The sequence below is a fragment of the Micromonospora sp. Utrum1 genome (assembly GCF_057197805.1).
The window spans coordinates 3,312,108-3,326,879 of record NZ_CM170071.1; the positions used below are offsets into that span (position 1 = coordinate 3,312,108).

Genomic DNA, 14,772 nt, shown 5'->3' on the forward strand with positions numbered 1-14,772 from the left:
GTTATGCCAGGCGCTCGCCGCTGGCGTAGCGAGGATGATGAGCCGAGCCACTTTTCGTCACGGCTGGCTTCGTTCCGGCGCGGGTCGCAGATCCAGAACGTCGGGAACCCCCACCGCCTCGCTCTCCCCTCGCCGCAGCAGGTTCAGCAGGTCCTCCTGTCGCGGCTGGCCGAACGCCAGCCGGTAGCGCGCCAGGTCGGCCTTGAGCCGGTCGAGCTTCGCCTGGTCGCGGCTGAGCGGGTACGGCAGGACGTGTCGTTCGATCTTCGCCGGCCCTGGGAACACCCAGTACGGCGCGAAGTCTCCCAGCTCGCCGGAGACCGCTCGTGCCGCGTCGTAGAGGGCCTTCCACACGTCCGGGTCGGGGGAGCGCAGGGCGTCCGCGCGGTGCGCTGCGGCGACGTTGCGGCGTACGGCGTGGCCGCCGAATCGGTGCACCCGGCCCTCACGCTGCTCGAAGTCCACGGGGTTGGCGGGGGTGTTCCAGTGCACGACCGCCGAGCACCACTGGTGGAAGTCGATGCCCTCTTGGCCGGCGCTGGTGGTGGCGACAACGAATGGCCAGAACGGGCTGTTGAAGGCCCGGCGTACGGCGACCTTGCGGTCGACTTGGGATTGTTCCTCGCCGCGGCCGCCGTAGCGCAGCGCGAACCGGCCGGGCAGCCTGATCGGCTGCCGGGGGCGGTGCGGGTCGAAGGCGACGTACGTTGACGGGCGGCTGGCGATCGCCTGGCGCGCCTCGTCGGCGAGTTTCCACAGCTCTTCGTCGTTGAGCGGAGTGTCGGACGCCGTGCTGCGCAGCGTGTGCAGGTGCTCGTCGAGGACGGCCTGCAGACCGCCGGCAGCGCAGTACCGCAACACCGCCTGCCAATAGACCTGGCCCATCGAGAGGCTCTCGAGTAGTTGCGCGGATTCGGGCCGGTTGAACAGAGAGCGCAGCCCATTGGCCAGCAGCGCGGCGGCGCGCCAATGTCCGCCGGGTGTGACGGCGCTGCCGGGGTGGATCAGCCGCGACAGCGCCCGCCAGGCGATGTTGCCGGGGCCGTGCAGGCCGATCGCCGCGACAGTGTCGAGCAGCCCGTCCGGCTGGCCCACCGCCGGGTAGCCGGCCTGGCCGGCCAGCTCGCGGGCGCGGGCCACGTGCCGGTCCAGACCCGTGGCCGGCCCCTCCTCGTCGGAGGACGCTCCCCCCAAGGCCGCGGCGGCGTCCTCGACGCCGGCATCACCGCCCGGCCACCGGAAGACCAGCTCCCACGGCTCCGCCGGACCAGCCTCGGTCGTTGCCGGCCGGGCGGCAACGCGAGCGCGTAGCCGCTCCCGGACCTCCCGCTCGATGACGGCGAGCGTCGGGGTCTCGTCCGGCCGTTGCCGGGCTACGTCGAGCGGGTCGCACAGGGCAGCCAGGGCGGGATGCGGCCAGAACAGGGCGAGCGCGCTCATCGCCGCCGGACGACCGTGCTCCATCCGGTAGTCGAGGTGGCGGTGCCCTTCGCCGGCGCGGCCCAGCCGACGCTCGGCTTCGTAGCTGAGCAGTCCTGCCACGGCGGTGGGGGTGGCGTTCCAGGAGGAGAACAGCAGCCGCTTGGTGATGCCCTCCCGCGCCGCCGCCGCGAACGGCTCACCGAGCGCGTGATACGGCAGCGACGGCGGTAGCCACAGCAGCTGCCACCAGCCGCGGTCGACGGTGTCCGCGGCGAGCTGCCGCAGCCGACTGTTGCCGAGATCGACCGGTGCTCGGCGGCTGATCGCGTCGGCGTCCAGCAGCTGCGCGGAGGCCAGCAGCGCGGACACCTCCGGGTGCGGACGGTCGTCCAGCGCCGCGCGGACCTTGTCGCCCAGCTGGTAGCCGTCGAGAAAGTTCAGGAAGTATGGGGCGGACTTCCAGTACTCGACAGTCATTGGGGCGCCTACCGCCTGGGCGATCTTGCGCATCGCGACGTAGCTGCGCACGTCCGGGACGTCGAGATCGTCGGCAAGGCTCAGCTGTTCGCGCAGCATCCCGTCCTGGCCCAGCATGGGCCGTTCGGTGCGGCACATGACCCGCAGCAGCAGGCTGCGCAGCCAGTCACGCAGGTCGCCGCAGGGCTCGCCGCGCACCAGCGCCTCCCGGTACGACTCGAACGCCTTGGTCACGTCGGCGTGCCACGGCTCGTCGTCGCTGAGGAATCGCAGCACCTGCCGGAAGTCGGCGTAGTGGTCCTCGCCGGCGGCGGCCTCCTCGGCGAAGGTGAACGGCTTGTACGGGGTGGCCGACAGCAGCAGCACCCGGGCGGCCCGGTAGTTGAACAAATGTCGGGCGAGTTCGGCGCCCTCGCCGCCGGCTGGGTCGAGCAGTTCGCGGAACCGCTGGAACTCGTCGAGAATGATCAGGTCGGGTTCGAGAACCTCGACGCCGGCGGTGGCCAGCGCCGTACGCAGGTCGCCGGTGAGCTTGCGGGCGGTCTCCCGCAGCGCATCGGGTAGGACAGCGCGCCGGCCGATGCCGTCGAGCAGCGCCTCGAACTGGTGGAGCAGGCCCCGGCGGCGGGCCTGACGCAAAAACTCCCTGGTGATGGTCCGGTCGAGCTTCCCGCCCAGGTGTTCGCGTAGCCGGTCGCACCGCTCCTTGAACCGTTCGGGATTCGCTACGCCCGCCTGCAGTGCTCGCAGCGCCGCCCGTCCTCGCCACCCGTCCCAAGAGCTCGCCTGCTCCAAGATTAGAAACAGCAGCGCCCGTTCTTCCGCCGTGCCGGTCCGCCAGCCCTGGTCGAAGGAGGTGCCGGGGGTGAACGCGACCAGGTTGATCGGCTTGCCGACGGTGGCGGTCGCGGCGTTGAGCTGGTCTGCGTACTTGGCGAGCAGGGTAAGCCGGCTGGAGAGGGTGACCGTCTCGTCGGGGGTGACCCGTAGCCGGTCGATGTTCTGCCGCGCGACGTCCTGGTTGGAGCAGACGTAGATGACGTCGACCCGCTCGACGCTGTCGTCGTCCTGCAGCCGCTGCAGGGTCTGCGCGATGACGCCTCGCGCGACGACGCTCTTGCCGAGCCCGGTTTCGTCGGCGACCAGGAACCGGCGGGTCGGGTCGGCGCCGAAGTACCGGTCGATGACATGGGCGACGCTGGCGCGCTGGAAGTCCTTCAATCCGGCCATGACCGGGCCGGCGTCGTACCGCTTCACGAGGGCACCGCCTCTGTCATCGTGTCCCGCGCCTGCGTGATGACCCGCCACAGCTGGACAAAGCCGGGCGGCAGCAGACGCTCGCCGTTACCGCCGGCTTCGATGCGGGTAACCAGTCGGGCCAGGTCGTCGAGCTGCTCCGGCCGGTCGACGAGAGCGTTGAGCAGCAGCTCGAGAATTCCGGTTGCGCCAGAACGCCAGGCGCCGTGTCCACCGGCCTCGCCGCCGATGGTGGCGACAGCCTCGGTGCCGAGGCCGAGCATGAGCAGCAGGAACTTCAGGAACTTCTCCGGCGAGTCGATCTGCGCGGCGATGACATGGTCGAGCCGGTGCGCGGGATCGCCGACCAGAGCAGCGAGGACCACTGTCTGTTCCCGACCGGTGCTGTCCTCCACGCTGACCACGACGAACGGGGTGATGTCGACCAGCGCAAGCCCGCTGAACGTCGCGTCCATCGGCTGTCCCGGCGTAAGCACCACCGCCTCCCCGCGGCGGGTGTGCAGCTGCGCGGTAGTCCGCACGCCCGGCGCGTCGGGTAGGGCATCCTCGGACGCCAGCCGGATTCCGTATCCGTCGGCCTCCGGCGTGACGATGGCCGACAGCGGGATGGCAGCGATGTCGCGGATCAGATCGCGAAGGGCGACCGCTTCCGGCTCCGGTTCGGCGGCGTCGTGGCGTTCGTAGGGTTCGAGGATCTCCCGGAATCCCGCTTTGGGTCCGAGGAGAGCGTCGATGCCCCACAGGGTGCGCCCACCGACCAGTTCCACCAGCAGTTCCACATTGCCGCCGAACGCCGCGTCGGTGGCGTTGGCTGAGCCGAGCAGGAAGCGCGCCCGCTGGCCCTTCTCCACCACGTACACCTTCGCGTGCAGCCCGGTGAGGACATACTGTCCGGACGGCGCCCCCTCCACGGGCAGACCGGCCAGGGCATTGATCACCAGCGCCTCGGAACCGGCCAGACTGTCGTCGGGCAGGCAGTCGAGCGTCTCTTGCCGGCTCACCACCGCCCGCCGGCCGCTCGACGCGCACCGCGCCAGACCACCGGGCGTGCAGAACGGCGAGATGACCAGGTGACGTGTCCCGTCGAAGTCCGGTGGCCGAGCGCCGGGCACGCCAAGGGCATGGAAGTACATCTCCTGCGCGCCCTCGGGGTACTCCCACTCGGCGCGGCGCAGGTCCTCGCCCAGCGCCTCGAGCGCCGCCTGCCGAAGCGGCGGCAGCGGCGCGACCGCCAGCCGCATCGCCTGGCGCAGCAGCTCGAACAGGGGCCGGTTGCTGCTGGCTATCCGGGTGCCGATCGCACCGTCCAAGCGCAGGCACACGTCCCAGCTGCGGTCCTTGGTCAGGTTGCGGCTGAGCACGAGCAGCCGCAGTGACGCCTCCCCGGTCGTCTCGTCGTGGAAGCGCAACGCCCACAGTTTCGGGTGGAACAGGTGACCCGGCTTGGGCCGGCGCACCTGATGCACCATCGGCTCGACGAACGCCAGGAGCGCGGAGCTCGTCGGTGGCACCGTGATCTGCCCTGCCTGACAGAACACGTCGATGCGGTCCGCGCTGTGCCGCACCCCCTTCATCACCGCGATCGGATCGGACGACTCCCGCAGGCCGTGCGCGGCGAATGCCAGCGGGGTGACCAGCAGACTCTCCAGGTCCAGGGTGAAGGTCAATGCCACGGCGCGGGACAGCCGCGCGCCCGCCGGCGGGCGCAGCGCGTCGAGCAGAAGAGCGCGGGAATCAGGCGAGAGCATCGGCGGCCTCCGGTAGGTCGGCGGCGCAGCCGTCGTGGATGTCGGCGAGGATCCGGCGCACCTGCGGCCACCGGTACACCAGTTGCCGGCTGCCCGACGAGCCGCTCCAGGTGCGCAGCAGCTTGTCGTTGACCAGCCGCGACTGGCCCTTCTTCACCGACCGTTCCCGTTCGCCCACCAGGTTGCGCAGACTCTGGTCGGTGGCGGCGTCGCCGGCGGCGCCGCTGGTGACCGCGTCGAGCCACCGGTCGATGAACCGGCGTGCGGCGGCGTTCCCGACGATCCGCGGATTCTGAAGCTCGAGCCGGAGCCACATGCTCGACCGGTCCCAGCCCTTTAGGTCGTGCTCCGCCGTCACCCGCTCGTTCCACTCCTGCAGCGCGCTCTGGTACCAGGCGACCGGCGCCTCGCGTTCGGTCAGGCCGGCCTTCTCGTACCGTTCGGCGACGAGCAGGTTGTACAGCAAGGCCGCGCCGTGGATGGCCAGCGAGAACCGCGCCGCGTCCCGGAGCAGCGAGCCGATCGGCTCCGGCGCGGCGAGCGCGACCGGCTCCTCCCACGGCGCCTCACTGTCCCAGCCGGGACGATGCTCGGGTTCCAGCAGATACGCCAGCAGGGTGCTCGGCGCGGCGGCGAGGATCCGCTCGCGCAGCCAGCGGGCCTCGTTTGGGTGCAGCCGCAGCCCACCGGCGACGTCGTTGGGGAAGCCTGCCGGTGCCGGCGGCAGCGTCGGGTGCCAGGTCCCGCTCGACCGGTCGGTCAGCTCACCGGCCTCGGCCAGGCCGGCCGCCAGCCGACGGTCTGGTGCGGCCTCGTCGTCGCCGGTGCGGATGCCGTACCGCAGCAGCGCCGCCGCGTAGATGCTCGACGGCAGCGTACGCACGCCCACCCCGGCGCGTCGGCCGATCACCCCCTCCGTGTCGTCCCCACGCAGCAGGGCGTCGATCACCTTCCGCTCGTTGCGGTCGACCTGCGCGGCGAGCCGGTCACCGCGCAGCCCACGCCGCTGCGCCTCCTGATAGCACCACGGCACCATCAGCAGGTAGCGGGCCCGGGTCTGAATGACCGACGTGCCGGGGAACAGCAGATCGCTGAACGCGTCGCGGACCTGGCCGATGCCCAACTCGTCGCGGCTCTCCGTGTCGCTGAACAGCTTGAGCAACTCGCGGATGCGTTGCTGGTCGTCACGAGAGCTGTCCAGCCAGCTCAGCCCGGAAGCCATGGATGCTTTTCGCTCCTGTTCCTGCCATGCGGTCGGCGTCCAACCCTCGCCACGCCAGCGGACCGTCGGCGCGGGTCAACACCGCACTACCCTAAGTGTCGCCGGACTTGGTGGGAATGGTCCGATCGATGGCTGCAACGTGACATTCGGGTGTGGTCGCATGCTCGCAGATATCAACGCGGCCCGCGGCCGGTCACGTAGCGAGCCGGATAGCGGTACGGGCCGGTCCTGACGTGACCCCTCCGGCCCTGGACGGCGTGAGGATCAGCTGGCCCCGCGGAGGCCCGTCCCGCTACCCCGATGGGGAGCCGCTCACCTGCCCGACGGGAACCAGGCTCACTGTCGGGAATCTGGTGAAGGTTCGTTGATGCCGCACCCAACCCTCAGCCGGATGTGCCATCTCCGCCGATCTCTGTACGCCTACGGATCGGGCATCTGGCGCTCGCTCCGGATGGAGAAAAATATGGCAACAGACGATAGTGGCAGGGCAGGCTTAGCGTGACGCCGGCAGGCAGCGTGGGTCGGGGGAGGCGGCATCATGGCGAGCAGCATTGGCGACTGGTACGCCGACGCCGATGGACGGCATTCTGACCACGGCCACGACTGGGAGAAGGATGACCAGCCCGATCGCAACCGCGACTCGTGGCTGGACCGACTGCCACGCGAGGAACCCCGAATACCGCCGCCGAGCCGTTCGGCGCCCCGCCCAGACCAGGCCGTCAGGTGCGACGTGTGCCTGAACCTACGAGTCGTGCTCCTCGGCCGCACTACCAGGAGATCGTCAACGCTGCGCATGCACTTCGCGCGCAGCATCCCGGCATGGGCGACAAGGCACTTGCGCGGCGGCTACGTGATCTGGGGTATACGACCGTCAAGCAGTCCGATGTGCGCGCGGCCCTGCGACGGGACCCCGGCCCGGTGCCGAGCGAGCGTCACAACAAAGGACTCCAAGCCAAGCGACTCGGCAGCCTTGCCGTACCCGTGGGCCAACCCGTTGCAAGCGGCCGAATGAGTGACTTCGTGGTGGCAGTTCGCACCTTCTGGATCAAGGCACCAGATCTCAGCCCTGAGGCGTTGACGAGGCTATTGCACGGACGGGGGTGGACGGCGTTCACCCAGGACGATGTCCGCAAGGTGCTGCGGGCGCTGGACTCCGGGCTAGACCGTGACCGCAAGCCCTCTCGAACGGCCGCAGGGAAGGGCGGTGCCGTGAGATCGAAGCGCAAACGTAGGGGCGATGTCGCCACCGCTGTGCCGCGATCTCGCGCCGACATCTGCCCATCCTGCGGGGTGGCCGTGTCGAGCTCGGGGCAATGCCGCTGTTCATAGCGGCCTGCCTCCGTTGTGCCCTGACGGCGTCGGCCGCGGCGGGATGGCTGGACGGGTGTTGTAGACAGCTAGAAGGCCCGAGAAGGTCGGCGCTCACCCAAGGAACTGGGCCTCGGGCGCCGATCCGGTGGTGAGGGCGTGACTGGCGATCAGGTCGCACTCGATCTCGAGCAGTTGGGTAGGGGAGCAGCCAGGCAGGCCTGCCCAGGAGCTTTCGAGGGCTTGGCTGAACACCGCGCGCTGCCGGTGGCCTTCGCGTCGGCTCTTGGCGGCATGGGCGGTCAATCGGGCATGGATCTGTCCTTGACCGATGTACACGAGGCACGCCTCGCCCGGGCGGCGGATCCGGTAGACGCCCACCATCGGCTCCGACACCAGCCTCGAGCTCCAGGAACTCCAGGGGAGCTCGGCCCAGTCGCGGGCCGTCGGAGCCCGGCCAAGGTCGAGGGCTGGCCGGTGATCGGCGGGCCGGGAGGCGTGGGGGTCCTGGTAGCCGCGCGCTCTGCGGCCTGCTGTCACGAGCGCTGCATTGTTACCGGTGGACTTGACCCACCCGTCGGGCATGCGTCCGAAGTTGGCCGTCGGTGAGCGACCGAATTGCGCTCGGTGCTCCGAGAGGAGCACGCACTCCGCCAGCTTGCGCTCTCTGACGTCCCCGGCGAGCTCGGCGATGGAGAACTCGAACTCCGCGCCGTCCGCGGTGCGCATGACCCAGAGGCAGGGAGCGGCCGTGTGTGGGTCGTTGTATGGCATCTCATCGCGGTTGAACACGCATAGCTGACCGAGTCGGCGTCGTAGCTCAGCGGTCTGCCCGACGTAGGCGAGGGCGCTGTCACCGATGCGCCTCACCCGGTAGAGCCCCGGGCTTCGGGGCACTTGCAGGCGAGCGTCCCGGTCGCCCAGCGGAAGCCAACCGCCCCACGCGAGAGGCGGCATCGCCGGGCTCGAACTCAAAGGCGGCCACCTGCGCGGAAGTAGGCGAAGGTCCTTCCCACCTGCTGGACCCAGAACGCCTCTCGAGCCTGCTTCGAGGCGCCCTTTGGGAGCAGACCCATGTCTTGCGCGAGCTGGTAGAAGCCGGGGCCGGCGTCGTTCGCATCAAGGTAGATCACCAGAGCCGACATCATCGCCCCGACAACTGGATGCGTCTCGTGGACGATCCGGCCCAGCAGATAGCCCATCGCAGCACGCTCGGCCTGTTCCGAGAAGTCGAACGCCGGGCAGCCTGTGCGCCGCGCTAGCGTCACGCTCATCTCGGTGTACGACGTGTTGCGCTTTATCAGCGCGCGCTCGCGCAGGAACTGTTTGCCCGCGCCCACCAGCACGTCCCACTCGTCATCTTGGCGACCGTACGTCGACACCCGATCAGCCTCCCGTGGGTCGCGGATTGACCGAATCGGACTGTAGGTGACGGCAGCATGGCTATACAAGCGCCCCTGCCGCAGAAGTCAGCGGCGGCATCCCAAAGACCCGGTGCCCAGCGAGCGCAGGACCTACTGCAATGCGAGGTTACTGCGGCCACGCCGAACCGCTGCTGGGGCGCGGACTTCACCCCGGGCAGCTCCTCGTCACCGCGGGAGACAACCCCCACCGGCTGCGGTCCGAAGCCGCCTTCGCCCGACTCTGCGCCGTGGCGCCAGTCCCGGCCAGCTCAGGGCGCACCGACTGCCACCGACTGCACCGCGGCGGGCGACCGCGACGCCAACAGCGCCCTGCGGCGAGTCACACTGATCCCGATGCGCTGCCACCAACCCACCAGGACTACGTCACCCGCCGGATTAACGAGGGCAAGACCAAGAACGAGATCATGCGCTGCCTCACGCGCTACATCGCCCGCGACGAACCGGTCCTCGGAACCGATGCCGGCGTCTCCGTCGTTCCTCAGGCGGTCACCGAGCCGAGGCCGAGGCCGTCGAGCAGGTTGATGAGGTCATCGTCGCGGGTCACCTCGTAGCCACGCTCGCGCAGCTCCGCGACCAGTTCACCCTCGCCGTCGAGCGGAACCCTCAGGTACTCACCGTTGTGAACCGTGAGCACGACTTCGCCGTACCGGCCCTGCAGGTCCTGCGGCAGCGCGTCGAGCGCCCATTCGAGGAACAGCGCGTCGATGTCGGGTAGGCCGACGTCCCAGCGGTAGCGACCGGTGAGGTCGTCCCCTGCCTCGCACAAGTCGCGGTTGAGCTGCAGGAAGACAATGTCGTGGCCGGCCGTGCAGAGTCCGTCGATCAGGGTCCGGCGGTGGCTGCGGCCTCCGTCCGGGGTGTCGGTGATGCCGGGGCCGAGGAACCCCCAGAAGCTGTACCTGATCCTCACTTCGTCACCCACCAGTCTTCGATGAGCAGCGCGTCGAGGCCGGATTCGACGAGACAGTCCAGAGCCATGTCGGGTGTGCCGCAGATCGGCTTGCCCTTGATGTTCAACGAGGTGTTGATCAGGACGGGGCGTCCGGTGATCTCGCCGAAGGTGCTGAGGACGTCGGCGAGGAAGGGGTGCTGTTTGCGGGTGACGGTTTGCACCCGGGCGGTGCCGTTGATGTGCACGATTGCCGGTAGTTGGTCGCGGGTCAGGTCGGTTACGGGCGCGGCGAGCGACATGAACGGCGAGGGGTGGCGCAGGCGGACGTAGTCGGCGGCTTTGTCGGCGAGGACGACCGGGGCGAACGGCCGGAATGGTTCGCGGAACTTGACGGTGGCGTTGAGTCGTTCGACTACACCGGCGTTCAAGGGCGAGGCGAGGATCGACCGGTGCCCTAAGGCCCGCGGCCCGGCCTCCAGTTCGCGGGTGAACAGCCCGACGATCTCGCCGTCGGCCAGGCGCCGGGCCAGGTGGTGCGCGGGTTCGGTCAGGCGGGCCGCGTGGAGACCGGGTCGGGGTGCGGCTGGCAGCGTCAGGCCGGGGTAGGCGGGGCCGAAGTAGCAACGCTGGGCGATGCCGACGGGCGGACGGCCGGTCACATTCAGCCAGGCTGCGGCTGCGGCGCCGATCGCGGTGCCGGGGTCACCGGGTGCTGGCGGTACATGCACCTCGTCGACGATGCTGGCCTGGGCGATGAGACCGGCCGCGACGCAGTTCATCGCGACCCCCACCGCCCAGGCAGAGCAGTCCGGATCCGGTCAAGTGGCGGGCACGGGCCGCGAGATGCAGCATCACCTGTTCGGTGCGCTCCTGCAGGGCGGCGGCCAGGTCGGCGTGGACGGGCTCGACTGGCGCCGCCGGCGAGCGGGGCGGGCAGGTCGCGGCAACGAAGGTGGGCGTGACTCGGCCGTAGCGGCTGGAGTGCACCCGCAGGGCGAGCAGTGCCGGATCGATGGTGAACCCGTCCGCGGTGAGCCGGATCGCCCGGGACATCAGGTCCCGGAAGCGGGCCGGGTCACCGAGGGCAGCCAACGCCATCACCGTGCCTTCCTCATCGCCGCGTCGCCAGCCGAGGTGCTCGATGACGGCCCCGTAGGCGTATCCGAGGGAAGCCGGGTCGTTGATCGCATGCCGCAGGTCAAGGATGACTCGTGGGCCGTCCCGGCGGGCGTGCCAGGTGGTGGTGGTCTGCAGCTCACCGAGGCTGTCGACGATCATTACTGCTGCGTCGTCGACGCCGGAGGCGAGGAACGCGTACAGGGCGTGGGCGCGATGGTGCTGCACGGGCTGGAGGCGGCCGGATCGCCCCGGGTACTTCCGGGTACACGGACCCCGACCGAGCGTGGTCATCAAAGTCGCTCGGGATGTGCCGTCATGCCTGCCCACCTTCGACAAGAGCCGGACCCCGTCAATGAAGATCGACACGCCGGGCGCGGGCCGTCCTGGGCGCCAGCCAGAGCAGGGGCAGACTTGTTGCGTGAGCGCCGCTGCGAACCTTCCGAAACGGGGCCAGACGCACCGCGCGGACCGCGCAGGTGTCGCGGCGGTACTGACCGCGGTCCTCGAGGACCTGGGGTGGGAGTTCCGGGAGCAGTCTGTCGCCGACTACGGAATCGACGCCCACATCGAGGTCGTCACGCCCGACGACGATGTGACCGGCCGACTGATCGGCGTTCAGATCAAGAGTGGCCCTTCGCACTTCGGACGGGGCAAGCCCGGCAAGGGTGAGATGACCTTTCGCGGCAAGGGCATCCACCTCAACTACTGGCTAGGGCACAGCCTGCCGGTCATCGTCGTGCTGTATCACCCCGACCGACGCACGTGCTACTGGCAGGTCATCGACGAAACGACAGCCCGGCCGACCGGCAAGTCGTTCCTGGTCGCCATCCCGGAGACGAACGTCCTCGACGCAAACGCGCGGGAGCCGCTCGAGCACATCGCCAGGCGCACCGGGCAACCGGCACGCGAGGCGTTCGACCGTTTTCTGGACCGGCTGCCAAATGATGTCTGCCGCGGGCTGCGCCTGGCCGCTGAACAGGACCCGCTGAGCGCGGCGATGATGGCGCAAATGCTCGCCGACGGCGTCGTCAACCCTCCGATGATCGCCGCGCAGATCCTCGCCGCCGAGCCGACCTGGCTGTTGAACAGCCCCGCCCAAGCGCAGCTTTGGGCTGCCGCGGGCGCGTTCGCACTCAGCCACGGACACGCGGCGGTCGCGGCGTCGCTGCTGCTGCGCGCCGCGGACGTGGGAGGCCGACAGGCGGCGCGCCGACGGGCGCTGGCCGGTATGGCGATGCTGGAGGCCGAGCAGCGGGAGCGGGCCCGGCCGGTACTTGAGGAGGCCCGCAAGGCAGGCGCGGTGCTGCTGTCCGACTGCGGGCTGGCGTACCTGGAGATCGCGCCGGGTGACGCCCGCGCCGTGCCCGCACCGGCGTCCGTCCTGAACGCCACCGAGCAGGAACTGCTCGAGGAGCCGGCAGCATTGGCGTTCCTGGCGGAGCTACGGATTCGCGAGGGCGACCTGGACGAGGCGGTCCGGCTCCTGGAGCTCGGCGTCGCCACCCCCGGGCGGGAAGCACTGCAGCTCCGTCTGGCCGACGCGCTGAAGCGGCGACGGACGGTCCGCCGCGGTGGCGCCGGCGCGGCGGACGGCGCAGCGGCACTCCGTCACGCTCGGGCGGCGCTGCAGGAGATGCGCCGCTGGGCAGGCCCAAGCCACAAGGCCCTCGCCGAACTGCTCGACCTCGAACTGCTTACGGGAAGCGCCCAGCAAGTCATCGCGGAAGCGCTGCCGGCCGTCGCCGGCGGCAACGCGTTGGATTGCGAGGCTGCCGCGCCCGCCATCGCCACCCGCGGCGCGGCCGCCGCGACCGTGACCGAAAACAAGACCGCACTCGAACACTTCCGGGGCCTGCTCGCCGGGCATCCGCGGCTGGCGTTCGTGGACGCACACGTGACCGAAGCTGACACCTCGGACCCGGCTACCCGCCGAACGGCGTGGCACGCTGCACTCGCCGCCGCCGACGATGACCAGATACGCGCAGCTTGCGCGCTGAAACTGGCGGACCTCGGCGTCTGGCCGATCCCCGCGCTGGACGGCCTGCGTGCCCGCTCGGTCATACCCGACCTGCCCTACCAACTCGCTGCCCTCCGCGCGCAGGCCGTCACCCGCGACGCCGCAGCCGTACTGCCGGAGCTCCGAGTCCTGGCCGCCCGTGAAGTGACCGCTGTCGCCGACCTCATCCGCCTCGTGGCAAAGGAGCACGGGACCGAACATGCGTGGAAGGAGTGGCACCGCCAGCAGCGACAGTGGCAAGACCCGATGTTGATTGAGATGCTGCCCCGGATGCTGGAGTTGCCGGGCAGCGCTGAAATTGACGACCAGGTGATCTCAGACTGGCTGGCCGACCCTCGCCTGTCCGCTGATGTCCGATCGGAGGTTCGTCGCAGCGTCGTCACGCACCTAGCAGATCGGCGCGACTGGCCCCGGGTTGCGCGGTTATGCCACGCTGGGCTGGCGCAGGGCCAGAACGACGCGTTGATCTGGCCCCTGCTCGCGGCCCTGTACTACCAGCGAAACGTTCCCGAGGCCCGTAGGATCCTCACCAGCTATCGGCCCACCCCGGTCAACCAGGTACAAGTTCGCCTGTGGGGACAGCTGCACGTCGGCGACGACTTAACTCCCGCTGACGCGGCCATCGCCGCCGACCTCGCCGAACAATACGCGCACGTCCCCGCTCTGGCCGCAGCGTTTGCCGCCCTGCTGACGCGTGAGCTGCGCCGCGTCGAGCGAGACCAGGTGCCATGGCCGTCCGAGTTCGTAGACCGGGTCCGACACGTGGTCGACACCATTACCGCTGCCGGTCACGGCCCGCAGCAGGTCTCGGACGAGGAGCTTCGCCGCCGGTTGGAAGACGCGCAGGACGAGCAACTGCGCGTTGCCCAATCTCAAGTACTGCGGAAAGACATGCCCCTGGCCACGTTCGCCAGCATGGCCCGCCGTCCGTACGGGCAGTTGCTGCTGCAGCGCTCGCTCGGCGCCGTCATCGCAGCCGACGACCATTCGGCCCTACGGGCCGCTGGTGCCGAGGCAGCGGCAGCGGCACTGGCGGCGGGGGGCGGCGTGGCCGACTTGTCCGCGCTACACCTGCTGCAACTGCTTGGCCGGGACGGTCAGCTTCTGCGGCACCGGCTGCCTGACCTGAGAACAACGACCAGCACCGTCGACGACGCGATCCGCAGCCGCGACGCGATATGGGTGTCCGTCGGCGCCAGCCACCTCGTCCGCCTCGAAGGCGGAGTGGTCAAGCGTGAGGAGGTGTCGGCGACGGGCCGAGCCTTGCTACGCCGGCGGGCAGCCGAGCTCGAGGACATCGCCGCGGCGCTGCCACATGATCCGGTCCCTGCAGGTTCCAACCCCGGCGACGACGTCATCACGCTGGCTGAAGGCGAAGGGCTGGCGATGTACTCGGACGACTGTGCGCTGCGAGCGCAGGCTCGCGCGCGAGGAGTACCGGCGTTCGGCACGACCGACCTCATCGCCGCCGCTGGACTGTCCGCGGAGAAGGCCGCTGAGGTGATCATGACCCTGGCCGCCGAGTACGTGGTCGACCTGCCCCTCACCGGGGAACAGGCGGCCGCGCTGCAAGCAGCCACGGGATGGGCCGACGGACCCGGCCTCCTCCAGCTGAATCGTCAGCAGTGGGCAGCAGCCCGGCGACCGGATCTCTGCCTGGCGTACCGTTGCCCGCGCTGCAGCTGCCGAGGCGCCGCAGGAACTCGTCAGCGTGACCCGCGTAGCCCTGGGTGGGGCCCTCGCGCAGTGCGATCCGGGCCGGATGCGACAGCGGTACCAACAGGTGGTGGTCACCGCGCTGCTCGCTGCGCACGAGGCTGGCAGCGCGGTACCGGCAGACTTCCTGGCCCAGTTGGCTGAGCCGGCGTCCCCGGAGATCGTCCCGG

9 protein-coding genes and 1 pseudogene are annotated in these 14,772 nt (G+C 69.9%); 2 read left to right on the plus strand and 8 right to left on the minus strand.

From position 1 onward, the window contains the following. Positions 1 to 57 precede the first annotated feature (57 nt). The 5 genes from AC0OLQ_RS15730 to AC0OLQ_RS15750 all read right to left on the minus strand — a co-directional run bounded on the left by AC0OLQ_RS15730 (position 58) and on the right by AC0OLQ_RS15750 (position 8,816). A complete protein-coding gene (locus tag AC0OLQ_RS15730; RefSeq protein ID WP_484531943.1) occupies positions 58 to 3,156 on the minus strand; it encodes a helicase-related protein in 3,099 nt (1,032 codons plus the stop codon). Continuing rightward, entirely contained in the window at positions 3,153 to 4,904 is a 1,752-nt protein-coding gene (locus AC0OLQ_RS15735) for a phospholipase D family protein (protein WP_484531944.1), read from the minus strand. The genes AC0OLQ_RS15730 and AC0OLQ_RS15735 overlap by 4 nt, the downstream gene beginning before the upstream one ends. After that, complete coding sequence (locus tag AC0OLQ_RS15740; protein WP_484531945.1) at positions 4,891 to 6,126, minus strand: DUF6361 family protein; 1,236 nt, start codon at positions 6,124 to 6,126, stop codon at positions 4,891 to 4,893. The genes AC0OLQ_RS15735 and AC0OLQ_RS15740 overlap by 14 nt, the downstream gene beginning before the upstream one ends. Positions 6,127 to 7,548: 1,422 nt before the next feature. Continuing rightward, positions 7,549 to 8,163, minus strand: coding sequence for a hypothetical protein (locus tag AC0OLQ_RS15745; RefSeq protein WP_484531946.1), 615 nt, complete (start codon positions 8,161 to 8,163; stop codon positions 7,549 to 7,551). 242 nt (positions 8,164 to 8,405) lie between these two features. Further along, positions 8,406 to 8,816: a hypothetical protein gene (locus AC0OLQ_RS15750; RefSeq protein ID WP_484531947.1), complete on the minus strand. Its 411-nt coding sequence runs from the start codon at positions 8,814 to 8,816 to the stop codon at positions 8,406 to 8,408. A gap of 197 nt (positions 8,817 to 9,013) precedes the next feature. On the opposite strand from AC0OLQ_RS15750, the pseudogene AC0OLQ_RS15755 reads away from it, so the two are divergent. Continuing rightward, positions 9,014 to 9,409, plus strand: a pseudogene (locus AC0OLQ_RS15755) (transposase); the annotation flags it as partial. Here AC0OLQ_RS15755 and AC0OLQ_RS15760 read toward each other — a convergent pair. From AC0OLQ_RS15760 to AC0OLQ_RS15770, 3 genes are read right to left on the minus strand one after another with little or no spacing between them, the layout of a single operon-like run. After that, entirely contained in the window at positions 9,337 to 9,768 is a 432-nt protein-coding gene (locus AC0OLQ_RS15760; RefSeq protein ID WP_484531948.1) for a hypothetical protein, read from the minus strand. The pseudogene AC0OLQ_RS15755 and the gene AC0OLQ_RS15760 overlap by 73 nt on opposite strands. Then, positions 9,765 to 10,529: a carbamoyltransferase C-terminal domain-containing protein gene (locus tag AC0OLQ_RS15765; protein WP_484531949.1), complete on the minus strand. Its 765-nt coding sequence runs from the start codon at positions 10,527 to 10,529 to the stop codon at positions 9,765 to 9,767. Before AC0OLQ_RS15765 ends, AC0OLQ_RS15760 begins: the two co-directional genes overlap by 4 nt. Beyond that, on the minus strand, positions 10,453 to 11,094 hold the full coding sequence (locus AC0OLQ_RS15770) for a carbamoyltransferase N-terminal domain-containing protein (RefSeq protein WP_484531950.1): 642 nt from the start codon (positions 11,092 to 11,094) through the stop codon (positions 10,453 to 10,455). The genes AC0OLQ_RS15765 and AC0OLQ_RS15770 overlap by 77 nt, the downstream gene beginning before the upstream one ends. A 193-nt stretch (positions 11,095 to 11,287) precedes the next feature. On the opposite strand from AC0OLQ_RS15770, the gene AC0OLQ_RS15775 reads away from it, so the two are divergent. Continuing rightward, complete coding sequence (locus AC0OLQ_RS15775; RefSeq protein ID WP_484531951.1) at positions 11,288 to 14,746, plus strand: DUF4365 domain-containing protein; 3,459 nt, start codon at positions 11,288 to 11,290, stop codon at positions 14,744 to 14,746. Positions 14,747 to 14,772 lie beyond the last annotated feature (26 nt).